Source organism: Streptococcus constellatus subsp. constellatus (assembly GCF_023167545.1).
GTDB lineage: Bacteria > Bacillota > Bacilli > Lactobacillales > Streptococcaceae > Streptococcus > Streptococcus constellatus.
Window position 1 is genome coordinate 1,868,218 of the sequence record NZ_AP014647.1, and the last position, 22,128, is coordinate 1,890,345.

The 22,128-nt window shown below is 35.9% G+C and carries 21 protein-coding genes; 5 read left to right on the forward strand and 16 right to left on the reverse strand.

Going from position 1 to position 22,128, the window contains the following annotated elements; all coding sequences use genetic code 11:
• Positions 1-8: 8 nt before the first annotated feature.
• From rplI to apf, 5 genes are all read right to left on the reverse strand, one after another.
• On the reverse strand, positions 9-461 hold the full coding sequence (gene rplI, locus SCSC_RS09230; protein ID WP_003071606.1) for a 50S ribosomal protein L9: 453 nt from the start codon (positions 459-461) through the stop codon (positions 9-11).
• Positions 458-2,434 (reverse strand): DHH family phosphoesterase, encoded by a 1,977-nt coding sequence (locus SCSC_RS09235; protein WP_006270367.1) that lies wholly within the window; start codon positions 2,432-2,434, stop codon positions 458-460. Before SCSC_RS09235 ends, rplI begins: the two co-directional genes overlap by 4 nt.
• A 241-nt stretch (positions 2,435-2,675) precedes the next feature.
• Positions 2,676-4,592, reverse strand: a complete 1,917-nt coding sequence (gene mnmG / locus SCSC_RS09240) for a tRNA uridine-5-carboxymethylaminomethyl(34) synthesis enzyme MnmG (RefSeq protein ID WP_006270316.1) — start codon at positions 4,590-4,592, stop codon at positions 2,676-2,678.
• Positions 4,593-4,727: 135 nt separating this feature from the next.
• The gene (gene mnmA / locus SCSC_RS09245) at positions 4,728-5,849 is read right to left on the reverse strand and encodes a tRNA 2-thiouridine(34) synthase MnmA (protein WP_006270321.1); all 1,122 of its coding nucleotides are present in this window, start codon (positions 5,847-5,849) and stop codon (positions 4,728-4,730) included.
• A 309-nt stretch (positions 5,850-6,158) separates the two neighbouring features.
• Entirely contained in the window at positions 6,159-6,680 is a 522-nt protein-coding gene (gene apf, locus SCSC_RS09250; RefSeq protein ID WP_022524604.1) for an aggregation-promoting factor, read from the reverse strand.
• A gap of 258 nt (positions 6,681-6,938) precedes the next feature.
• Here apf and sdaAB point away from each other — a divergent pair, with 258 nt between their 5' ends.
• The 3 genes from sdaAB to SCSC_RS09265 all read left to right on the forward strand — a co-directional run bounded on the left by sdaAB (position 6,939) and on the right by SCSC_RS09265 (position 9,388).
• Positions 6,939-7,610 carry an L-serine ammonia-lyase, iron-sulfur-dependent subunit beta gene (sdaAB, locus tag SCSC_RS09255; RefSeq protein ID WP_003071619.1) on the forward strand — a complete coding sequence of 224 codons (672 nt, stop codon included), beginning with the start codon at positions 6,939-6,941 and terminating at the stop codon, positions 7,608-7,610.
• Positions 7,611-7,618: 8 nt separating this feature from the next.
• Entirely contained in the window at positions 7,619-8,491 is an 873-nt protein-coding gene (sdaAA, locus tag SCSC_RS09260; RefSeq protein WP_006270347.1) for an L-serine ammonia-lyase, iron-sulfur-dependent, subunit alpha, read from the forward strand.
• A gap of 240 nt (positions 8,492-8,731) precedes the next feature.
• Positions 8,732-9,388 (forward strand): HAD hydrolase-like protein, encoded by a 657-nt coding sequence (locus tag SCSC_RS09265; protein WP_006270352.1) that lies wholly within the window; start codon positions 8,732-8,734, stop codon positions 9,386-9,388.
• 85 nt (positions 9,389-9,473) lie between these two features.
• Here the strand turns inward: SCSC_RS09265 and SCSC_RS09270 are convergent, their stop codons facing one another.
• The 8 genes from SCSC_RS09270 to yfmF all read right to left on the reverse strand — a co-directional run bounded on the left by SCSC_RS09270 (position 9,474) and on the right by yfmF (position 16,657).
• Positions 9,474-10,094, reverse strand: a complete 621-nt coding sequence (locus tag SCSC_RS09270; RefSeq protein WP_162837492.1) for a LysM peptidoglycan-binding domain-containing protein — start codon at positions 10,092-10,094, stop codon at positions 9,474-9,476.
• Positions 10,095-10,244: 150 nt separating this feature from the next.
• A complete protein-coding gene (locus SCSC_RS09275) occupies positions 10,245-11,039 on the reverse strand; it encodes an energy-coupling factor transporter transmembrane component T family protein (protein ID WP_003071624.1) in 795 nt (264 codons plus the stop codon).
• On the reverse strand, positions 11,032-11,871 hold the full coding sequence (locus SCSC_RS09280) for an energy-coupling factor ABC transporter ATP-binding protein (RefSeq protein ID WP_006268841.1): 840 nt from the start codon (positions 11,869-11,871) through the stop codon (positions 11,032-11,034). Before SCSC_RS09280 ends, SCSC_RS09275 begins: the two co-directional genes overlap by 8 nt.
• Entirely contained in the window at positions 11,856-12,683 is an 828-nt protein-coding gene (locus SCSC_RS09285) for an energy-coupling factor ABC transporter ATP-binding protein (RefSeq protein WP_006270357.1), read from the reverse strand. Before SCSC_RS09285 ends, SCSC_RS09280 begins: the two co-directional genes overlap by 16 nt.
• A gap of 1 nt (position 12,684) precedes the next feature.
• Positions 12,685-13,224, reverse strand: a complete 540-nt coding sequence (pgsA, locus tag SCSC_RS09290) for a CDP-diacylglycerol--glycerol-3-phosphate 3-phosphatidyltransferase (RefSeq protein WP_006270330.1) — start codon at positions 13,222-13,224, stop codon at positions 12,685-12,687.
• Between the two features lie 10 nt (positions 13,225-13,234).
• Positions 13,235-14,056, reverse strand: coding sequence for a cytoskeleton protein RodZ (gene rodZ / locus SCSC_RS09295; protein WP_003071635.1), 822 nt, complete (start codon positions 14,054-14,056; stop codon positions 13,235-13,237).
• Between the two features lie 58 nt (positions 14,057-14,114).
• Positions 14,115-15,410: an EF-P 5-aminopentanol modification-associated protein YfmH gene (gene yfmH, locus SCSC_RS09300; RefSeq protein WP_003071636.1), complete on the reverse strand. Its 1,296-nt coding sequence runs from the start codon at positions 15,408-15,410 to the stop codon at positions 14,115-14,117.
• Positions 15,410-16,657 (reverse strand): EF-P 5-aminopentanol modification-associated protein YfmF, encoded by a 1,248-nt coding sequence (yfmF, locus tag SCSC_RS09305; protein WP_006270362.1) that lies wholly within the window; start codon positions 16,655-16,657, stop codon positions 15,410-15,412. Before yfmF ends, yfmH begins: the two co-directional genes overlap by 1 nt.
• A 174-nt stretch (positions 16,658-16,831) precedes the next feature.
• On the opposite strand from yfmF, the gene yaaA reads away from it, so the two are divergent.
• Positions 16,832-17,212 (forward strand): S4 domain-containing protein YaaA, encoded by a 381-nt coding sequence (gene yaaA, locus SCSC_RS09310; protein ID WP_003071640.1) that lies wholly within the window; start codon positions 16,832-16,834, stop codon positions 17,210-17,212.
• 2 nt (positions 17,213-17,214) lie between these two features.
• Positions 17,215-18,312: a DNA replication/repair protein RecF gene (gene recF, locus SCSC_RS09315; protein WP_006270355.1), complete on the forward strand. Its 1,098-nt coding sequence runs from the start codon at positions 17,215-17,217 to the stop codon at positions 18,310-18,312.
• An 88-nt stretch (positions 18,313-18,400) separates the two neighbouring features.
• Here recF and guaB read toward each other — a convergent pair whose 3' ends face one another.
• From guaB to galE, 3 genes are all read right to left on the reverse strand, one after another.
• Complete coding sequence (gene guaB / locus SCSC_RS09320) at positions 18,401-19,882, reverse strand: IMP dehydrogenase (protein ID WP_006270353.1); 1,482 nt, start codon at positions 19,880-19,882, stop codon at positions 18,401-18,403.
• A 137-nt stretch (positions 19,883-20,019) separates the two neighbouring features.
• Positions 20,020-21,045: a tryptophan--tRNA ligase gene (gene trpS, locus SCSC_RS09325; protein ID WP_006270346.1), complete on the reverse strand. Its 1,026-nt coding sequence runs from the start codon at positions 21,043-21,045 to the stop codon at positions 20,020-20,022.
• Positions 21,046-21,126: 81 nt separating this feature from the next.
• Positions 21,127-22,122, reverse strand: coding sequence for a UDP-glucose 4-epimerase GalE (gene galE, locus SCSC_RS09330; RefSeq protein ID WP_006270326.1), 996 nt, complete (start codon positions 22,120-22,122; stop codon positions 21,127-21,129).
• Between the last annotated feature and the right edge of the window lie 6 nt (positions 22,123-22,128).

Below are 22,128 nucleotides of genomic sequence, written 5' to 3' on the forward strand. Positions count from 1 at the left end.
CTTCTTTATTAGCCTTCTTTTACACGTAAATTGATAACGCTAGTCACATCTTGATAAATTTTCACTGGCACATCAATCAAGCCAACAGAACGAATAGGATTCTTGACTTGAATCAATCGTTTATCAATCTTAATTCCAAATTGCTTTTGTAATTCTTCAGCAATTTTTTTATTGGTAATAGAACCAAAAGTACGTCCATCTGGTCCTACTTTTTCAGTAAATTCAACAATTGTATTTTCTGCTTCCAGCTTTTCCTTAATAGCTTGTGCTTCAGCTAACATTTCTGCATGCGCTTTTTCTTCTGATTTTTGTTTACCACGAAGTTCACCAATAGCTGCAGCAGTTGCTTCCTTTGCAAGATTTTTTTTAATCAAAAAGTTCTGTGCATAACCAGTTGGCACCTCTTTAATCTCGCCTTTTTTCCCTTTTCCTTTAACATCTGCTAAAAAAATTACTTTCATTTCTTTAACTCCTTATCTTTTAGTACTTCATGAACAATAATTTCATTCAACCGTTGGATGATTTGTGCGATTGTCTGGTCAGAAATTTGCGCTGCTGCCAAATTAAAATGACCGCCTCCGCCAAGCTCTTCCATAATCCGCTGTACATTGATTTTACTACGACTACGAGCAGATATCGATATACTATTTTGTTTATTTTTGCTGACAACAAAACTCGCTTCAATTCCCGACATAGCTAGCATAGCATCTGCAGCTTTACTAATAACAACTGTATCATAGCATTTTTCTTCTGCTCCAGTGGCTACAAGTACATTTGGCAAGATTTTCTTACCATTTAAAATTAGCTCATTCACCTCACGGTACTCATCAAAGTCTGTGGCAGAAATATCCTGAATGGCTACACTGTCACTTCCACGCGTGCGCAAATAACTTGCTACATCAAATGTTCGACTAGTGACACGCGAAGAAAATTTCTTCGTATCCAGCATAATTCCAGCCATCAATACACTAGCTTGCATTTTACTCAAACGTCGATGCTTAGAATTTTGGAATTGAATCAATTCTGTCACTAATTCACAAGCACTGCTTGCTCCACTTTCAATGTAGCTAATAATGGCATTTTCTGGAAAATCCTGGTCTCTTCTATGGTGGTCAATGACGATAATTTGATGAAATAAATCATAAAATTCCTTTGATAAGGTCAGAGCTGTTTTTGAATGATCCACCATGATTAGTAAAGAGCGATTCGTTACCATTGTCATCGCATCAGCGACCGAAAGAAGATTGGTCTCTCCTTCATCTTGCAATCTATGAACTGCTCGCTCAATATCAGCAGCCATTTGATGAGGATCATAGACAGCATAGGTCTGATCAATAATATTGCTAGCAAATACTTGCATTCCAACAGCAGAGCCCAGTGCATCCATATCCAAATTTCTATGCCCAACCACAAAAACTTGGTCCACACTTTTAATCTTATCTGAAATAGCAGTCATCATAGCGCGCGTGCGAGTACGCGTCCGTTTCACAGATGCAGCTGATCCACCACCAAAATAAACTGGATTCTTTGACTCATCATTTTCTTTTACAACAGCCTGATCACCACCACGAACTTCAGCAAGGTTCAAGTTTAACAGAGCTACTTTACCAATCTGTTCATGATTGCTATCTCCATACGAAAATCCCATACTCAAAGTAAGAGGAATTTCCCGCTTTTTCGCCTCTTCCCTAAACTGATCAATCACTGTGAACTTATCTTGCATTAACTGATCCAAAACTGTGTAATCTGTAAAAATATAAAAACGATCCATCCCCACACGACGAGAAAACATGGCGTATTTTTCGGCAAATTCAGCAACAAACTTTGCGATGAAACTATTAATATGACTAATATCTGAATCTGACACAACATCCTCCAGATCATCATAATTATCAACTGAAACAATGCCGATAACTGGTCTTGTCGTCACGAGTTCTGTAGTTGCTTCATATTCGCTAGACGCATCAAAAAAGTAAAACACACTTGAAGCCTGATCCATATACACTGAATATTTGGTATCACCAATCGTTGCATACGATCCTGTATTTTCAAATGGTATTTTAGTGATTTTTTGCAGTAAATCCATATCAAACTCACCATCTTCATTGGTGAGAACCAACTCTGCATAGGGATTAAACCATTCAACATTTCCAGATGCTTGGTCTACTTTCACAACACCAACTGGCATCCTTTCAAGTAATGACGCCAAACTGTTTTCTGCTTGATTGTTTACATACTGGATTTGTTCTACTTCATTAAGTTCATAACTTTTTTGTTGGAAAATCAATAGAAAAATCAAAATAGCCAGCACCAAAAAAAGCACAACTAACATCAAAATGCCGCTACCAAGAACTCTTAATAAAATAGCTAAAATTCCAAAGGAAATAACACCCATGATTACAAAATGGATTGGAGTAAAACGAAATTTTTCCATCATAAACCTCTTAACCGCCATTTTACCATAAAAGCTCTAAAAAAGCGAGCTTTCCCTGTATAAAGCAAGCCAAATATCTTGTTAGACATCAATCTTTCTATTACTACTTGGTCTACTTTACAAGGAAAAACAAGTTCTGTCACTGTTTTCTCAACTTTACTAACTCAATAGTTTACAAACTTGTCAAACATTTTTCACGAAAAAGATACTTGTTCAATAGTATGAACAAGTATCTTCATCATTATTTTTTTGTTTTTTCCTGGTTTTTCGAAATACTTCGTGATTTACCTTCCAAATAAACCATCAAAATAGAAATATCTGCAGGATTGACACCAGAAATCCGACTAGCCTGACCAATAGTTTCTGGATTTATTTTCTTAAACTTTTGACGAGCTTCTGTAGCAATAGAATCAATATCATCCCAATCTATAGTTGCCGGAATACGTTTTTCTTCCATGCGCTTCATCTTCTCAACCTGATCCAGCGCTTTAGAGATATAACCCTCGTATTTGACTTCGATCTCAATCAATTCAATAATTTTTTCATCTAAATCTTCCGCTGCTGAGCCGATAAAATTGACAACATCTTGATATGAAACTTCTGGACGACGTAAAAATTCTTTCGCTGTAACTGCATCTGTCAATGGTTTAAAGCCTAATTTTTCAACCATTTCATTCGTTTCTTTAATTGGCTTTAATTTAATAGAATTCAAACGCTTCATTTCAGTTTCATATTGATGTTTCTTAATTTCAAAACGCAGCCAGCGCTCATCATCAACCAATCCTACTTTACGTCCAATTTCAGTCAATCGCATATCCGCATTGTCATGACGTAAAATGAGACGATATTCGGCTCTACTAGTCAAAAGACGATACGGCTCTACCGTTCCCTTAGTGACCAAGTCATCAATCATGACCCCAATATAACCATCACTGCGTTTCAAAATCAGTTCCGGTTTTCCTTGAACTTTTAGAGCTGCATTGATTCCTGCAACAATGCCTTGTCCCGCTGCTTCTTCATAACCAGACGTCCCATTCGTTTGCCCAGCTGTAAACAAACCTGAGATTTTCTTAGTTTCTAGAGTAGCACGAAGCTGATGTGGCATAATCATATCATATTCAATCGCATAGCCAGTTCGCATCAATTCAGCATTTTCAAGTCCCTTAATAGAATGCACTAAGTCTTTTTGAACATCTTCTGGCAAACTCGTTGAAAGCCCCTGAATATAAACTTCTTCTGTATCTCGTCCTTCCGGTTCCAAGAAAAGTTGGTGGCGTTCTTTATCTGCAAAACGAACAATTTTGTCCTCAATTGACGGGCAGTAACGTGGACCAACACCCTTCACCATTCCTAAAAACATTGGTGCACGATAAAGATTGTTTTGAATAATTTCATGACTCCCTGCATTAGTATAAGTCAACCAACAAGGAATCTGATCCTTAATATAATCTTCATCTCTAGAAGTGTAAGAGAAATGGTTTGCCTTCTTATCTCCTGGCTGAATTTCTGTTTTATCATAATCAATTGACGCCGCCTTTACACGTGGTGGCGTTCCTGTTTTAAAACGTCCAATTTCAAACCCTAAGTCACGTAAATTATCTGCTAAGTTAATTGCAGCTAAACTATGATTAGGACCAGAAGAATACTTCAAATCCCCAATAATAATTTCTCCACGCAGGGCTGTACCGGTCGTTACAACAACTGCCTTTGCAGCAAACTCTTGATGCGTAGCTGTTTTCACACCAATGACTTTCCCATTCTCAACTAGAATCTCATCTATAACGGTTTGACGCAAAGTCAGATTTTCTTGGTGTTGAACCGTCTTACGCATTTCTCTGGAATAGAGTTCTTTATCTGCTTGAGCACGAAGAGCACGAACAGCAGGCCCTTTCCCAGTATTAAGCATCTTCATCTGAATATAAGTTTTATCTATATTCTTAGCCATCTCTCCGCCTAGAGCATCCACTTCCCGTACAACAATTCCCTTAGCAGAACCTCCAATAGAAGGATTACAAGGCATAAAGGCTAACATTTCAATATTGATTGTCGCAAGTAAAACTTTACAGCTCATCCGGCTGGCTGCTAGTGAAGCCTCAACACCTGCATGCCCTGCTCCAATTACGACAATATCATAACTTTCAGTAAAATTGTATGTCATCTTTTCTTTCCTTATTTTTTCACCAAAAAAGTCAAACCTCTAGAAGTGCAGGACAAAAAGCCTGCAACATCCATGAGCTTTGACCATCATAGTTATTGCTACATCTATTTTAGCAGATTGCTAAAATATGTCAATCTAAATATACTGTTGAAGCTTTCCATTTTTATAGGCATTATCAATCAAACCACCACCCAAACATTCTTCTCCATCATAAAAAACAACAGCTTGTCCAGGTGTAATAGCGCGTTGCAATTCTGCAAAGTTGACAGTTGCCTTGTCACCCTTTACAGTAACTGTCACCTTAGAATCTGGCTGACGATAGCGAAACTTAGCAGTACATTCCATAGTAAATTCTTCTGGCATTTCTTTTGTGAAATGAACCTGACTAGCGTCAAGGCTGGTTGACATTAAGTTGTCATGATAAAAGCCTTGACCAACATAAAGAATATTTTGACTGAGATCTTTTCCAACAACGAACCAAGGTTCATTATCACCACCATGCTGACCACCAATTCCAAGACCACCTCGCTGGCCAATAGTATAATACATCAACCCAGCATGCTGACCCATATCTCGGCCATCCAGAGTCATCATGCGGCCGGGATGGGCTGGTAAGTATTGACTCAGAAACTCTTTAAAATTCTTTTCGCCGATGAAGCAAATACCCGTCGAGTCTTTTTTCTTAGCTGTAGCCAAACCAGCTTTTTCAGCTATTGCTCGAACTTCTGGCTTTTCTAGATGCCCCAGAGGAAACATGGTCTTCCGAAGTTGTTCCTGAGACAGTTGACTTAGGAAGTAAGTCTGATCCTTATTATTGTCCTTACCTCTCAGCATGTGGACTAAGCCATCTTCATCTCTCTTCACCTGAGCATAATGACCAGTTGCAACATAATCTGCTCCCAGTGTCAAAGCATAGTCAAGGAAGGCTTTAAACTTGATTTCCTTGTTACACATGACATCTGGGTTTGGAGTCCTACCAGCTTGGTATTCTGCCAAGAAATATTCAAAAACGCGATCCCAGTACTCCTTTTCAAAGTTGACAGAGTAGTAAGGAATGCCAATTTGATCTGCAACAGCTGCTACATCCTTGTAGTCTTCTGTAGCTGTGCAAACACCAAATTCATTTGTATCGTCCCAGTTTTTCATGAAAATGCCAATCACATCATAACCTTGCTCTTTCAAGAGCAAAGCAGTTACTGATGAATCAACACCTCCGCTCATACCAACAACGACACGAATTTTAGAGTTATCACTCATTGTATTCTCCCATCTTTTCGTTATTTCACGATTGAAGGTCGTGCTGTGCTTTCAACGATTGAAGGTCGCTTAGAGCAAGGTTTATTATAACATGAAATAAGTTTAAGAACAAATTTCAACAGCCAAATAGTTCTACCTTTACACCGCTGTAAACTAAAAATGTGGTAGATAACAACTATTGAGACAGTGATTGAACAATGGATACTCCATCAAAATAGTTTCTTGGAATCTAGTGAATGACTTTGCAACTTCTATCGTAAAAAACAGGCTGGAACATTTTGTCCCAACCTCAATTATTTCTCGTATTCATCAATACCAACCATTTGCTAGCCAGAAAGCCTTAGCAGCTGACCAAGAACCATAACGACCTGCTACATAAGCGTCTGCTACTTTTTCTTGATTTTCTGCTGATAAGTCACCATTTAAGTAAGATAAACTCAATTGGTAACGACCATAATATTGTCCATTTTGTGCTGTGTAACTACCACTTGATTCTTTTTGTGCAATCCATTCTTTTGCTGCTGCATCTTCAGCACTCAGACCAGATGTAGTAGTTGTAGAATTGCTTGATGCCGTAGTAGTTGTAGTGGTATCATCTAACTCTAATACTTGCCCAACACTAATCAGATGAATATTGCTAATCTTATTTTTCTGAGCAATGTGATCAACTGTTGTATTATGTGATGCAGCGATAGCTGAAAGAGTATCTCCAGATTTTACTGTATAGCTATCTGCATTTGCAAATGTAGGAAGAAAGAACAGCACTGTTGCTGTTAAACTCATTAAACCTACTTTTGTTTTTTTATTTGTGCTATTTAAATTCAACATCATTTAAATTCTCCTTTTCTATGATAGAACTATCATATACCTTAATTGTTACTCTTGGTTTTTCCTTTCATTAAAAATATTACAAACAAATTGAAGAAAGACTAAAATCCACCCTATATTTCTTTGCTTTAAGGTAACTATAAGAAAAGTTACATTGAAGCAAGTCTAGAAGTTGGGTCACATCTATTTTATCAATTAAAAAGGCAGAAAAATATACTGAACTTTGATATAATGAAGACAATGAACTTATAAGGAGTTACGATGAACTCACTAAAATTTCAATCTGTTTTTGATATTATTGGACCTGTGATGATTGGTCCGTCTAGCAGTCATACAGCAGGTGCTGTTCGTATTGGAAAAATTGTTTCATCAATTTTTGATGACGAGCCAACAGAAGTTGAATTTCAACTATTTAATTCTTTTGCAAAAACTTATCGGGGACATGGTACAGACCTAGCTCTGGTGGCTGGGATTCTTGGGATGGACACAGATGATCCTGAAATTCCAAACAGCCTTGAGATTGCTCATAAAAGAGGCATTAAAATTGTCTGGACGATTCAAAAAGATAGCAATGCTCCACATCCAAATACAACTAAAATAACCGTTAAAAATGATCGGAAAACGATTAGCGTTACTGGTATTTCTATTGGTGGTGGAAATATCCAAGTGACTGAATTAAATGGTTTCTCTGTTTCGCTCAGTATGAACACTCCGACCATCATTATCGTTCATCAAGATATACCTGGAATGATTGCTCATGTTACTGAAGCACTTTCTCGTTACAACATCAATATTGCACAAATGAATGTCACAAGAGAAAAAGCTGGTGAAAAAGCAATTATGATTATCGAAGTTGACAATCGCAGTTGCGAGGAAGCAATAGAAGAAATTCGCAAAATTCCTCATCTCCACAATGTCAATTTCTTCAAATAGGAGAACTTATGTTTTATTCAATCAAAGAATTAGTAGAACAAGCTGATTTAGACTTTCAAGGCAGCGTTGCCGAACTTATGATTGCTACTGAATACGAACTGACAGGGCGTGAACGAGATGAAGTTTTACGGTTGATGACCAGAAATCTAGAAGTTATGAAAGCCTCTGTCATTATGGGATTAGATGAAAGTAAATCTCGGAGTGGTTTAACAGGTGGTGATGCAACCAAACTTCACAAATATATTCAATCAGGAAAAGCACTTTCAGATTACACTGTCTTAACGGCAGCAAAAAATGCTATTGCTGTCAATGAATATAATGCTAAAATGGGGCTAGTTTGTGCAACACCAACAGCTGGAAGTGCTGGTTGTTTACCTGCCGTTCTTACATCAGCTATTGAAAAATTAGAACTTACTGAAAAACAACAACTAGACTTTCTATTAACTGCTGGAGCTTTTGGTCTAGTTATCGCTAATAATGCATCCATTTCAGGAGCCGAAGGAGGCTGTCAAGCTGAAGTCGGGTCAGCAGCAGCCATGAGTGCAGCAGCACTTGTTCTAGCAGCTGGGGGCACACCATTTCAAGCCAGTCAAGCAATTTGTTTTATCATTAAAAATATGCTTGGATTAATCTGTGATCCCGTTGCAGGTTTGGTAGAGGTTCCCTGTGTCAAGCGAAACGCTATGGGAGCTAGTTATGCTTTCATTGCAGCCGACATGGCTTTAGCAGGAATTGAATCTAAAATTCCCGTTGATGAAGTGATTGATGCTATGTATCAAGTCGGGGTTAGCATGCCAACTGCTTTTCGCGAAACTGCTGAAGGTGGCTTAGCAACTACACCTACTGGTCGTAAACTGTCTAAAGAAATTTTTGGAGATTGACCTCTTTTTATACAAAAAAGCTGGGATAACAACCTCCAGCTTCAAAGTACACTGTATAAGACACCAACGCTGCAATAACTGTTGCTCAAAGTAGCGCTTTGAAGCTGATAAGATTTGCAAGACAAATCTTAACACTGTTCACTTTTCAAGCTGAGAAGAGTACTTTTAACAAAACCTTCTTTTTCTTCATTCGCAACCTCAACAGTCTTCCAGACTGTCTCCCTTATAAAAATACAGACTATGCAAAATTTTAAGTATATTTTTTTCGATTTAGATGGAACACTTGTTGATAGTTCAGCAGGAATCAAAAATGCTTTCCACTATGCATTCACCTCGTTAAATATCAAAACCCCTGATAGCAAAGAGTTAGATACCTTCATTGGACCACCTTTAGAAGTAAGCTTTGCTTCTGTTGTTCCAGAAGCTGATATCAATCATGCTATTGCTTTATTTAGAGAATATTATAAAAATAAAGGTGTGTTTGAAACTCAGCTTTACCATGGTGTAAAGGAACTTTTATTAGAATTAGAAAATTCAGATTATCATATCTATATCACTACTAGTAAAAATGAAGTGATGGCTAATAAAATGGCACAATACCTAAAAATTGATAAGCATTTCAATGGCATCTTTGGCTCACTTCCGAATTCTTACCATAAAGCCGATGTTTTAACACGCGCTTTAAACTATTCTCATGCCAACCTTAACCAATCTGTTATCATCGGAGATACCAAATTTGATATGATAGGTGGAAAATCCGTTGGAATGAACACTCTAGGAGTTTTGTGGGGATTTGGATATCGAGATGAATTAATTAACAATGGAGCAGATTTTATCTCAAATTCACCACAAAATCTTTTAACAGCATTGATAAATAATACTTTACATAAGTTGTAAACTATATTTACGATATACAAAAAAAGATGAATAAATCTTTACTTGATTTATTCATCTTTTAATTAATCCGTTCTTGTTATTCCATTTAGTAATTCCAAGCTGATAACCCTTGTGCACTATATGCACGATAAGCAGCCTGAATTTGATCATCTACTGTAGCTGTTGAACCCCAACCTGGCATTGTTTGAAAAAGGCCACTAGCTCCTGATGGGTTATAAGCATTCACTTGTCCGTTTGACTCACGAGCAATAATCTGTTCCCAAGTTGACGCTGGAACACCTGTTAATTCTGCCATACGAGCAGCTGCATAAGCACCTGTCGCTCCTGCTGTATTACCATTAGAAAGAACAGCATTTGAAGAATGATTTGCTGTAGCTGGTTGCGAATAAGTAGTTGAAGCAGCAGGTGCATTATACGTCACATCTTCATAAGTTACAGCTTCTTCTGTTGCAGTCTCTGTCGAACCTGCTGAAAGATTCTCTTCATCAAGCTCTAAAATTTGTCCAACTTTAATCAAGTCCGGATTTTTAATTTTATTGAGCTCAACTAACTTTTCAACTGATGTATTTTTTTCTTTAGCAATTTCTGATAAAGTATCGCCTGATTTAACAGTATAAGATTCAGCACTTGCAATAGTTCCTGTTGCAAAAAAAGCAACTGCAGTAAGAAGTCCTGATAACGTTAATTTCATTGATTTCATGTATATATCAATTTCTCCTTTTTTCGTATAATACTATATTACACATAAAATATTACTCTAATCTTATAATTGTATTACAAAGATTACAGAAATATTGATTTTATACGCAAAAAACGCTTTAAAAGGCGTTTTTTTGCTAACAATAATATAAGTTTTTTAACTTTTTAAGAAAAATAACATCAAACCTAAGACAAACATAGCAAAAATAGAAAGTGTGTCTTCTTTTTTCCACCTCAACTGGCGGTAACGGCTTCTTCCTACACCACCTTGATAACCTCTCGCTTCCATAGCAGTTGCCAAAGCATCTGCACGTTTAAAGCTAGAAGCAAATAACGGAATCAAAATAGGAATAATTGATTTTACCTTTTGAACAACACTTCCTTCACCAAAATCAACCCCACGCGCCCTTTGAGCATTCATAATCCGTGTTGTGTCATCCATCAAAGTAGGGACGAAGCGTAAACTCATTGACAACATCAACCCTATTTCATGAACGGGTACCTTTAATACTGCTAAAGGCCGCAATAATGATTCAACTGCGTCTGCCAAACTAAGTGGCATGGTTGTTAAAGTTAGGAGAGTAGAAAAAATAATAATTAAAAGAAAGCGACTAAAAATGATGCCTGACTGAGCTAAACCTACCTCTGTGATTCTTATAAAGCCAAATTGAAATAACAACGAGCCACCAGATGTAAAAAATAGTTGGAATAAAGTAGTAAAAGCAATCAAAAAGACCATAGATCTTAATCCTTTAAGGAAAAAAACTAAAGGAATCTTTGAAAGCCCAACTAGTAATATTGCAAAGATGAACAATAGGCCATTAGTTACAATATTATTTGCTAAAAAGATAATTAAAATAAAGAAAAACATTGACAAAAGTTTGCTGCGAGGATCTAGTCGATGAATGATTGAATTTCCAGAAACATATCGCCCCAAAATCATACTATCCATGGAATACCTCCTTAAATTCTTCTATAGTGATAGGTAAATATGGAAAAGTTAGCCCTCTATTTTCTAATTCTTGTGCAAATTTTGTAATTTTGGGAACTCCTAGTTGAATACTTTCCATAAATGCTACATCTTGGAAAACTTGCCGAGGCTCTCCGCTTTTGACTAGTCTTCCTTTTTCCATCACATAGACAGTATCCGCAAAATTAGCAACATCATCCATCAAATGTGTTACCAAAACAATGGTCATTCCTGCTTCATGTAATCGCTTAAATAAGCTCATCAATTCTTTTCGTCCAGCGGGATCTAAACCGGCTGTTGGCTCATCCAAGACAAGAATTTCTGGCTCCATCGCTAAAATACCAGCTATGGCTACTCGACGCATTTGTCCTCCAGATAATTCAAATGGGCTACGTTCAAATAATTCTTCTGAAATTCCGACAAGAGTTAATTTTTCACGTGCTAAACGTTCAGCATCATCTTTTGATACTCCAAAATTTTGTGGACCAAAAGCAACATCTTTTAAAACTGTCTCATCAAAAATCTGACTTTCAGCAAATTGAAAAACCAATCCTACTTTTCTACGTACTTGTTTAATATCCTTGTTTATAGATGTCGAAGTAATTTTGACATCATTAATCACAACACTTCCTTCAGTTGGCACTAAAAGTCCATTCAGTAATTGTAAAATAGTTGATTTTCCACTACCTGTATGACCAACCAAAGCAATGTATGATCCATTTTTTATTTCTAAATTGACTTCAAAAAGTGCAGGACTCTCAAAGGGAGTGCCTGCTTGATAAGTATAACTAACATTTTCTAAAGTAATTCCCATAAATAATCCTGCAATTCTTTTTCTGTTAAATAGCGCTTTGGCAATTGAAAGCCTGAATTCATCAAAGTTGCTTTTACTTGATTTGTAAAAGGTTCATCTAAACCTAAATCCTCTAAATCCGCTCGTGAGAAAAGCTCACTTGGTGTACTAGTCGATTCTACCTGTCCTTCTTTCATCACCAAAACTCGATCACTAAGAGCTACTTCATCCAAATCATGTGTGATAGAAATAACAGTCATACCATGTTGATCTTTAATCTTTTTAACTGTCTGAATTAACTCTAAACGCCCTTCTGGATCCAACATACTAGTTGCTTCATCTAAAATAACGATATCAGGACGCAAAGCAACCACACCAGCAATAGCCACACGCTGCTTTTGCCCACCAGAAAGTCTTGCTGGTTCACGTTCTTTAAAGTCTTGCATTCCAACAATATCTAACGCTTCTTGAACTCTGTCAAACATCGTTTGGTAATCCATCCCTTGGTTTTCCAAACCAAAAGCGACATCATCCTCAACGGTTGCTCCCACAAATTGATTGTCTGGATTTTGAAAAACCATCCCAATATGCCGGCGCTTTTCCCATACATTTTCAAGAGTTAATTCATCTCCATCAATGATAATCTCGCCACTTTCTGCTTCTAACAGACCGTCTATTAAACGAATTGTCGTAGATTTGCCACTGCCATTATGACCTACAATAGACAACCACTCTCCTTGTTTCACGTGAAACGTCACATCTTTAAGAATATAGTCCTCTACATGATTATCATATTTATACTTTAAATGCTGAACGTCAATGATATTTTTCATATTATCTAAATGTATCTTTAAAGAGATAGGCACTTCCTTTGAAATAGTCATAACCCGAATAAATCGTAAAAATCAATGCAATATATAGCAAAATTTGTCCTAGCAATGTCCAGTGCAATAACAAAAAAATAATGGAAAACATCTGCGTAAATGTTTTTATTTTTCCTGGCATAGCAGCAGCTAAGACTGTCCCCCCAGTTTCAACCAATAATAACCGCAAACCTGTCACAGCTAACTCTCTGCAGATGATAATTGCAACAACCCAAGCAGGTGTCATATTCATTTCAATTAACATAATAAAAGCTGACATTACTAATAACTTATCTGCCATAGGATCAGCAAATTTCCCAAAGTTTGTTACAACTTTCCATTTACGAGCTAAATAGCCATCTAAATAATCTGTAATACTAGCTACTGCAAAAATAATCGCTGCAAAAACATGCATTCCAACAGAGTAACTTAAGGATAGAACTAAAATAAAAATTGGAATTAAAGCAATCCGTAACAAAGTTAAAGCATTGGGAATATTTTCTTTTTTCATTTTCATTTCCTTAATTATTTATTATAAGTGTAATTGTACCTGTCAAACTTGTCAAGCCTGATGTATCAATCTGCTGATTATCTATTGTAATTGTCACACCTTGAACCACACCAAGAGTAATTGTTGATGTAGTTCCTGGTGAAATAGTGGTTGACACACTTTGATTTTCAGGGCTTAATGTTGCACCACCTTCTAAGTCTGTACCTGTAACACTTACCCAGCTAGTTGTATCATTAACAGATAGTTTTAAATTGACAGGTTTGACTGCTCCTGTCAATATCGCTGTCAAGTTGCTGCCGTTTCCCGATACAGTCAAATTTGTTTTGGAACTGTTAGAAGATTCACTAGAAGTAGATCCATCATTTGAGCTAGATGAAGTAGTTGTTTGTTTATTTACAACACTATAACTTGATGAAGGATTTGTGGTTAACGAATTATGACGAACATATGTCCAAACATAATAACTAACAAAGACTAAAATAGCTAATGCTAGAATGGTTAAGTAGAATAATGGCAAAAAAGAAGTTCGCTGCCTTTTCGTTCTTCGGCTTCTAAAATTCTCTTCCTCATCAATGTCCACTTCATCATAAGTAATCATGCTTCCTTCTTCATAAGCTTCAAGAATAATTCGCTCATCTAAATCAACAGCCCAAGCATATTTTCTTAGAAAAGAACGAGCATAGAAAGGACTAGGGAGACGATCAAAATCATCAGCTTCCATAGCTTCTAGTAACTCCAACTGAATATCTGTTTTCTTTTGTAAATCTTCTAAGCTCATCCCTTGATTGATACGAGCCAATCTCAGGACTTCACCAATTGTTTTTTTTCTCATACGCCTCAGCCTTCTTTCTATTAAACACTATTTTACCAAATTTCACTAAAACATGAAATCATTTTGGAAAAATAGTAAAATCAATCATGTCACAAGAATCAATAAAATAATGTCCTATCTCAATCACATCAACTAAACTAATTGTCTGCAATATTTTGGGTAAATCAAATAAATTCTCACCTTCTGAAAAGGTTTTATATTGAGTTGCAATATACTCTAGCGAATTGAGCCCATGCAAAAAATCACCAAACATTTCACTTTTTATAGTATCAAGATGTTCTTCTGTCACATCAGGATCTTTTTCAAAATCCCGAATTGCCGAACGAAATTGGTGAGATAGAGTAACTGGTTCACTAGTATCCATTGTCAACATCACAAAGTGAAAATCTTTTTCTACCTCAACTTCTAACGATAGAGAGTTGTCTATTTTTCCAACTTCGTAAAGCGCTTGAAATCTTTTAGATGTCCAGCCAAACATCATTGCAAATAGCAGTTTTAAACCAATTTTATAACGAAATAAATCAACTTCCGCTAACGATTGATTTCCACGTAACCCGATTGCTAGCTTAGAACTTGCCACTTCCATTCGTACACTTCCAGTAGCAATAATAGGATTTAACGTAAGAGAAGAGCGTTGAATGAGTCCTTGTTTAGCAAAAGAATCCAGATGTTCTTGTTGCTCTTGAATAACAGTAATAGTCTTTTCTAAGTCAAAATTGCCAATCAACAATAGGCTCATATTGGATGGATGATAAAAGGTTTCAAAATTTTCATTCAAATCCTCAACTGTTATTTCCGTAACTGATTCAATGCTTCCTGCAATATCTTCTGCTAATGAAGTGTCTGGATAAAGATTTGCTAAAGTATGAAAAAACAAACAATAATCTGGATTATCTTGATACATGCTAATTTCTTGTTGAATAATTCCCTGTTCACGTTGAACTGACTCCTCGGTAAAAGAAGCATTTTCTAGTAAACTTTGCAACAATCTCACATTTTCTAAAATATTGTCCGTCGCTGAAAAAAGATAGCTGGTCTTAGTAAAACTTGTAAAGGCATTGCTCTCAGCTCCTAACTTAACAAACTGTTGTAAAATATCCTGGCCATTTTCATCTTCAAATAATTTATGTTCTAAAAAATGAGCAACTCCTGCAGGATATTGAACAACTTGATTAGAACCGCGCGGAATAAAACAAGTATCAATTGACCCAAAATTTGCTGTCATAATCCCATAAGTTTCATTGAAGTCTTGTTTGGGTAAAAGAAACACTCTTAAACCATTTTGCAAAGTAGTTTGATAGACTACTTCCCCAACTGCCGGATAATCCTTTCTCTCCATTTTTAAAATTTGCATTATTTTCCTTCCATGAAATAAACTGCTTGTAGTTTGAGTTGTTTTGCAATGACGATAATATCTTCTCTAGTGACTGTTTCTAAAGCATTTAACCAAACATCAATTGACATAAATCTTTTCTGCAAAACAGACGCCATATAAGCTCGTTCTATCAATGTATTTTGCCTATCTAAAGAAAGGAGCATCGTATTTCGAAGCATTTTTTTAGTCTGATTTAAGTCTTCATCTGTAAAACGTCCCTTTTTCAAATCTGCAATTTGTCGATAAATTAAACTGACTGTTTTAGTCCTATTTTTCCTGTCAATTCCAGCGTAAATACGCATCATACCTGAAAAAATATCAATACTACTTGAAATCGTGTAAGCTAAACTTTCTTTCTCACGAATATTAACAAATAATTTTGAATGAGCAAAACCACCTAAAAGTCCATTCAATACAACAAGAGGGATATGATTCCTATCTCCATATTGAACTGAAAAATGATATCCTAATTCAATAATGGATTGATGAGCATCATTTTGTTTCAATCCCTCTTTTAAAACATTCGAAAATTCTTGATGATAATGCAAGTGTAACTCAGGTTGACGAGGGTGTAAACCAAACATCTTTAAATGTTCATAGACTTCAATCTCATTAAAATCACCTATAAAAAATATGTCAATCTTATCATTTTGAAGCATGTCTTGAAAAACTGCAAAGCTACTTTTTGGAGTTTCTTTTTCAACCAAATCTAATGTGGCAAAATGAGGAATTTGCATGTCTTGCTTTGTATAAAATAATTTATTCAGTTCTTGATGAGCGTGATAAAAGTGATCCTCAATTTCAGCTTTTAAATCGTTAAGTACATTCTTCTTTTCAACTTCAAAAACAGTTCGATTAAAAGCCCTTCCATCTACTAAAGGTTTTAACAAGCTATCTTTTAAAAAATTAAGTATCTCTCCTGTTAATGTATTTTTACGACTTAAAAATGCATCACTAACAAAGGAAATATCTAAATCTACATAATGAATGAGTCCTCTTCGTGATAGTCTTGTTGAAAAGTTCGCACCATAAAGATTTGCTAATCGCTCACGAAAGATCTGTGACGTGGGATAAATTTCGTTAGCTGTTTCGAGCATATTTGCAGCCAGTACGCGTCCCGCTATCGTATCCATAGACATTGGAGCTGAAAATCTTATTTTTATTCGATTGGTTTTAAATTTTTTGGATGTTATAAAATGGAGATCTACTCCAGAAACCAACTCCATATCGTCCCTCATCTTCTTTTTTTATTGACCTCTATTATATCACGAAACAGTGCTTAATTTCTCATTCAAGTATTATTCTTTCATCTTAAAACGTTTTCTTCATGATACGTTTGAATAATTTTAATATCATCTTTTCACCCAATTATGATATAATGACAAAGATTGAGGTGAATTATGAAATACAAATTATTTGATGAATATATTACTTTACAAGCATTATTAAAAGAAGTTGGAATCATTCAAAGTGGTGGTGCTATTAAAAGTTTTCTTCAAGAAAATCAAGTTTATTTTAATGGAGATCTCGAAACTCGTCGCGGAAAGAAAATTCGTATTGGCGATATCATCACTCTTCCAAATCAAAAATTAGAAATACTATTGACTGCACCAAATGAGGAGGAAAGAATTGAGCACGAAAAAGAGCTTTTAGAAAAAAGACGAGTCGGTGCTCTTGTAAAAGAAATGAACAAAAGTATCAAAAAAAGTAAACCAGCAACAGTAAATCAAAAAGCCAATAAATCTAATAAAAAAGCTCCTATCCGCTTCCCAGGTATTTAAATATGTGGTTAAAAAACTTACAAATTCAACATTTTCGCAATTACGAGCTAACTGAAATAGACTTTCATCCTGGACTCAACATTTTTCTAGGTCAAAATGCTCAAGGAAAAACAAATATTTTAGAAGCTATCTATTTTCTTGCATTGACACGGAGTCATCGAACTCGTTCAGATAAAGATTTAATTTATTTTTCTAAAGACACCTTAAAAGTATCTGGACAACTTGTCAAGCAAACTGGAAAGATTTCTTTAGAGATTGACTTGACACCAAAAGGAAGAATTACAAAGGTTAATCATCTAAAACAAAGCAAATTATCAGATTACATTGGAAATATGAATATTGTTTTGTTTGCTCCAGAAGATTTACAATTGATTAAAGGAGCTCCAACCCTTAGACGCAAATTTGTTGATATAGAGTTGGGGCAAATTAAACCAATTTATTTATCTGATTTATCACATTATCATCATGTTCTAAAACAGAGAAATACTTATTTAAAGACAGCAAAAACAATAGATGAGACTTTTTTAACTGTCTTGGATGATCAGTTAGTAGAGTTTGGTTGCCGCATTATGCAGCATCGAATAGAATTTCTCAAAAAATTAGAATACTTTGGTCAGCAAAAACATTTGGAACTCTCAAATAATTTAGAAAATTTAACTATTAAATACTGCTCTTCTATTCGACTTTCAGATTTCAATAAACTAGAAGAAGCTTTTCGAATTGCATTAAAACAAAGTCGTAGCAGAGATTTATTTAAAAAAACTACTGGAGTTGGTCCCCATCGAGATGATATTGCTTTTTATATCAATGATATGAATGCTAATTTTGGTAGTCAAGGACAACATCGAAGCGTAGTCTTATCTCTCAAACTGGCAGAAATTGAGCTTATGGAAACTGTTACTAAAGAAAAACCAATTCTTCTACTTGACGATGTCATGAGTGAACTTGACAATAACCGTCAACTTAATCTACTTGAATCTATTTCCCAAAACATCCAAACATTTATCACCACAACAACTCTAGAACATTTACAAAACATGCCTTCTGATATTAAAATTTTCTCAATTCATGAAGGACATTTAACTGAAGACAAGGTGTAAACTAGATATTAACACGCTTTACACATTTGTAAAGTATGTTAATTATAAAAGCTCTGCATTATCTACTGCAGAGCTTTTATAATAGATCTTATTGTACAGAATAGTTTGGAGCTTCATTCGTAATTTGAACATCATGAGGGTGGCTTTCTTTCAAACCAGCCCCACTCATTTCAATAAATTGAGCTTTGTCATGTAGCTCTTGGAGATTGGCTGCTCCACAATATCCCATACCAGAACGAACTCCCCCAATCATTTGGAAAACGATATCTGCTGCTGCACCTTTATAAGCTACACGACCTTCAATTCCTTCCGGTACCAATTTATTTGCTTCATTAACAGAACCTTGGAAATAACGATCGCTTGACCCTTTCTTCATAGCTGCAATCGAACCCATTCCGCGATAAGTTTTAAACTTACGACCCTGGAAAATTTCCGTTTCACCTGGCGCCTCATCTGTACCAGCAAACATTGAACCGAGCATGACCGCATTGCCTCCCGCAGCCAGTGCCTTCACAATATCTCCTGAATACTGAATACCTCCGTCTGCAATAATTGTTTTCCCGTATTCACGCGCAACTTGTGCAGCATCATAAATTGCCGTCACTTGAGGTACACCAACTCCAGCAATGACACGAGTGGTACAAATTGAACCTGGACCGATTCCGACTTTCACAACATCAACTCCAGCATCGTATAACGCACGTGCACCTTCTGCAGTAGCAATATTTCCTGCAATCAACGTTCGTTCTGGAAAATGTTCACGAATCTCAGCAATCTTCCGAAGTACTCCCGCTGAATGTCCATGTGCTGTATCAATGACAATAGCATCTGCACCTGCTTCAAATAAAGCTTCTGCACGCTCAAATGTATCAGAAGTAACTCCTACTGCACCAGCAACCAAAAGACGACCATATTCATCTTTAGCTGCATTTGGAAATTCAATTACTTTTTCAATATCTTTAATTGTAATCAGACCAGATAAACGACCGTAGTCATCAACTAATGGTAATTTTTCAATACGATGCTCATGAAGTATACGCTCTGCTGTTTCAAGGTCTGTCCCAACAGGAGCAGTTACTAGATTTTTACTCGTCATATGCGCAGAGATAGGTTGATTATAATCCATAATAAATCTCATATCACGATTTGTAATAATCCCAACTAGCTTCCTATTTTCAAGAGTTTCAACAACAGGAACTCCACTGATACGATAACGCTCCATCAATTCTTCTGCATCTGAAACCGTATGAGTCGGAGTCAAGAAGAATGGATCAATGATAACTCCATTTTCCGAACGTTTAACTTTCCGAACTTCATCTGCTTGTTGCTCAATAGACATATTTTTGTGAATAACACCAAGACCTCCAGCACGAGCAATAGCAATGGCCATTTTACTTTCTGTAACAGTATCCATTGCTGCAGTGATAATTGGAATATTGAGTGTCAAATTTTGAGCCAATTTTGTTTGTAAATTAGCATCATTTGGCAAAACATGACTCTCAGCAGGAATGAGTAATACATCATCAAAAGTAAAACCTTTTTTCAAAAATTTAACGTCCCAGTTAGACATCCACAAATTCCTCTTTTCTTTATTTATTGAGCATAGCTCGTATTTATTGTTAATATGATACCATTCTATCTGTATTTGTCAATCTCTATTTTATAAAAAGTAAAAACCATCACGTTAGGTGATAGTTTTGCTCATTTTTATTGAAAATAGTTAATTCCCATAGCAGACTTTACCTCAAAAAGTGTTTGACTAGCTACTTGCCGTGCTCTATCACTACCTTTTTGTAACATAGTATAGACTTCTCCCATATCTTTTGAAAATTCAACACGACGTTCACGAATTGGACCTAATTCACGCTCTAAAATTTCTAATAAATAGCGTTTTGTTTTCACGTCTCCCAGTCCACCTTGTTGATAGTGTTCTTTCATTATTGTAATTTCTCGCATATCTTCTGGACGACCAAATACATCTAAATAATGAAAAACCATATTACCGTCAATTTTACCAGGATCTTCAATCTTGATATGGTCAGGATCCGTATACATGCTCATCACTTTCTTTTGTAGAGTATCCATATCATCAGATAAATAGATACCATTATTTAAAGATTTAGACATTTTTGCATTCCCGTCAAGCCCTGGTAAACGCCCTGCAGCTTCATTTTGAGGATAAATGCCTTCAGGCTCTACCAAGACATCACAACTATAAGTATGATTAAAAGAACGCACAATTTCACGAGTCTGTTCAATCATTGGTTTTTGATCATTACCTACTGGAACATAATTTGCTTTAAAAGCAGTGATATCTGCTGCTTGTACAATTGGATAAACTAAAAAACCAGTCGGGATACTTTCACCAAATCCTTTTTGAGCAATCTCTGACTTGACAGTTGGGTTACGTTCTAAACGAGCTAGTGATACCAGATTCATATAATACATTGACAGTTCTGACAACTCTGGGATTTGACTTTGAATAAAAATAGTTGTCTTTTCAGGATCTAAGCCAGCAGCTAAATAGTCTAATGCCACATTCCCGATTGACTCCACAATTGTCTTAGGATCCTTAGCGTGATCCGTCAAAGCTTGTTGATCAGCTAAAAATACAAATAATTCATATTTCCCTTCATCTTGCAATAAAACACGATTTCGCAAACTTCCTACATAATGACCAATATGTAACTTCCCTGTTGGACGATCTCCTGTTAAAATAATAGGTTTTGACATCACATTCTCCTTGAATTTTCTTGATAATATTATACCATTTTCAAGAAAAAAGTGTAGAAACTATTTCTACACTTCTAAAAATTATTCGACAATGGAATTGCCAGCTTTCACACGCCAATTATAATCAGAAAATATAATATCTTTCAAAGAATAACAGGCTTGCCAATTTAAAAATTCTCTTACTTTAGCAGTATCTGCTAACACACTTGCTGGATCACCGACACGACGTGCGACAATTTCATGAGGAATTTTTTTCTGTAAAATTTGCTCTACAGTATTGTATATCTCCTTGACAGTGTAACCATGTTCAGTTCCTAGATTGAATATCTGTGACGTTGACGAATCTGTAAACAAATAGTCAAGTCCCTTTACATGTGCCTGAGCTAAATCTAAAACATGAATATAATCACGGATGCATGAACCATCTCTCGTTTCATAATCATCGCCAAAAATTTTTAAAGCATCATTTTGTCCAAGAGCCGTTTTATTAATATTAGGGATAATATGTGTCGGATTTTTAACCCTCAAACCATTTGAAGCATCCATAGCAGCACCAGCAACATTAAAATAACGAAAAATGACATATTTCCAACCATAACGGTTGGCCATCCAATAAATCATGCGTTCTCCCATCAGTTTTGTCTCTGCATAAGGATTTACTGGATTTAATAGCGTATCCTCATTTGCTGGTTTATCCATACAATTATTTCCATAAACTGAAGCCGTTGATGAAAAAATCATCTTATTGATGCCTACTTCTGATAATACTTTTAAAACATGGTTCATGCCTGCTACGTTAGCCGCAAAATATTTACTAGGATTTTCAATACTTTCACTAACAACGATTTCCCCTGCACAGTGCAATACAGCATCAATTTTATGAGATTGTAAATAATCTTTTAATGCCAGCTCATCATAAACATCCAGTTCTTTAAAGTGCGCTCTTACATCCACCGCATCCCTGACACCTGATGCTAGATTATCCAAAACATGCACATCATAATCAGCATCTAAAAGTGCCTTTACAGTATGAGAGCCAATATATCCAGCTCCACCTGTTACTAAAATTGATTTCATTTTTTC

Bases quoted from the DNA above. Each gene is read 5' to 3' on its own strand.
- SCSC_RS09275 (WP_003071624.1), bottom strand. From the start codon at position 11,039: ATGGATAGTATGATTTTGGGGCGATATGTTTCTGGAAATTCAATCATT.
- pgsA (WP_006270330.1), bottom strand. From the start codon at position 13,224: ATGAAAAAAGAAAATATTCCCAATGCTTTAACTTTGTTACGGATTGCT.
- recF (WP_006270355.1), top strand. From the start codon at position 17,215: ATGTGGTTAAAAAACTTACAAATTCAACATTTTCGCAATTACGAGCTA.
- sdaAA (WP_006270347.1), top strand. From the start codon at position 7,619: ATGTTTTATTCAATCAAAGAATTAGTAGAACAAGCTGATTTAGACTTT.
- mnmG (WP_006270316.1), bottom strand. From the start codon at position 4,592: ATGACATACAATTTTACTGAAAGTTATGATATTGTCGTAATTGGAGCA.
- rodZ (WP_003071635.1), bottom strand. From the start codon at position 14,056: ATGAGAAAAAAAACAATTGGTGAAGTCCTGAGATTGGCTCGTATCAAT.
- yfmF (WP_006270362.1), bottom strand. From the start codon at position 16,657: ATGGAGTTGGTTTCTGGAGTAGATCTCCATTTTATAACATCCAAAAAA.
- rplI (WP_003071606.1), bottom strand. From the start codon at position 461: ATGAAAGTAATTTTTTTAGCAGATGTTAAAGGAAAAGGGAAAAAAGGC.
- guaB (WP_006270353.1), bottom strand. From the start codon at position 19,882: ATGTCTAACTGGGACGTTAAATTTTTGAAAAAAGGTTTTACTTTTGAT.
- sdaAB (WP_003071619.1), top strand. From the start codon at position 6,939: ATGAACTCACTAAAATTTCAATCTGTTTTTGATATTATTGGACCTGTG.
- yaaA (WP_003071640.1), top strand. From the start codon at position 16,832: ATGAAATACAAATTATTTGATGAATATATTACTTTACAAGCATTATTA.
- galE (WP_006270326.1), bottom strand. From the start codon at position 22,122: ATGAAATCAATTTTAGTAACAGGTGGAGCTGGATATATTGGCTCTCAT.
- SCSC_RS09265 (WP_006270352.1), top strand. From the start codon at position 8,732: ATGCAAAATTTTAAGTATATTTTTTTCGATTTAGATGGAACACTTGTT.
- yfmH (WP_003071636.1), bottom strand. From the start codon at position 15,410: ATGCAAATTTTAAAAATGGAGAGAAAGGATTATCCGGCAGTTGGGGAA.
- SCSC_RS09285 (WP_006270357.1), bottom strand. From the start codon at position 12,683: ATGAAAAATATCATTGACGTTCAGCATTTAAAGTATAAATATGATAAT.
- SCSC_RS09235 (WP_006270367.1), bottom strand. From the start codon at position 2,434: ATGGAAAAATTTCGTTTTACTCCAATCCATTTTGTAATCATGGGTGTT.
- mnmA (WP_006270321.1), bottom strand. From the start codon at position 5,849: ATGAGTGATAACTCTAAAATTCGTGTCGTTGTTGGTATGAGCGGAGGT.
- trpS (WP_006270346.1), bottom strand. From the start codon at position 21,045: ATGTCAAAACCTATTATTTTAACAGGAGATCGTCCAACAGGGAAGTTA.
- apf (WP_022524604.1), bottom strand. From the start codon at position 6,680: ATGATGTTGAATTTAAATAGCACAAATAAAAAAACAAAAGTAGGTTTA.
- SCSC_RS09280 (WP_006268841.1), bottom strand. From the start codon at position 11,871: ATGGGAATTACTTTAGAAAATGTTAGTTATACTTATCAAGCAGGCACT.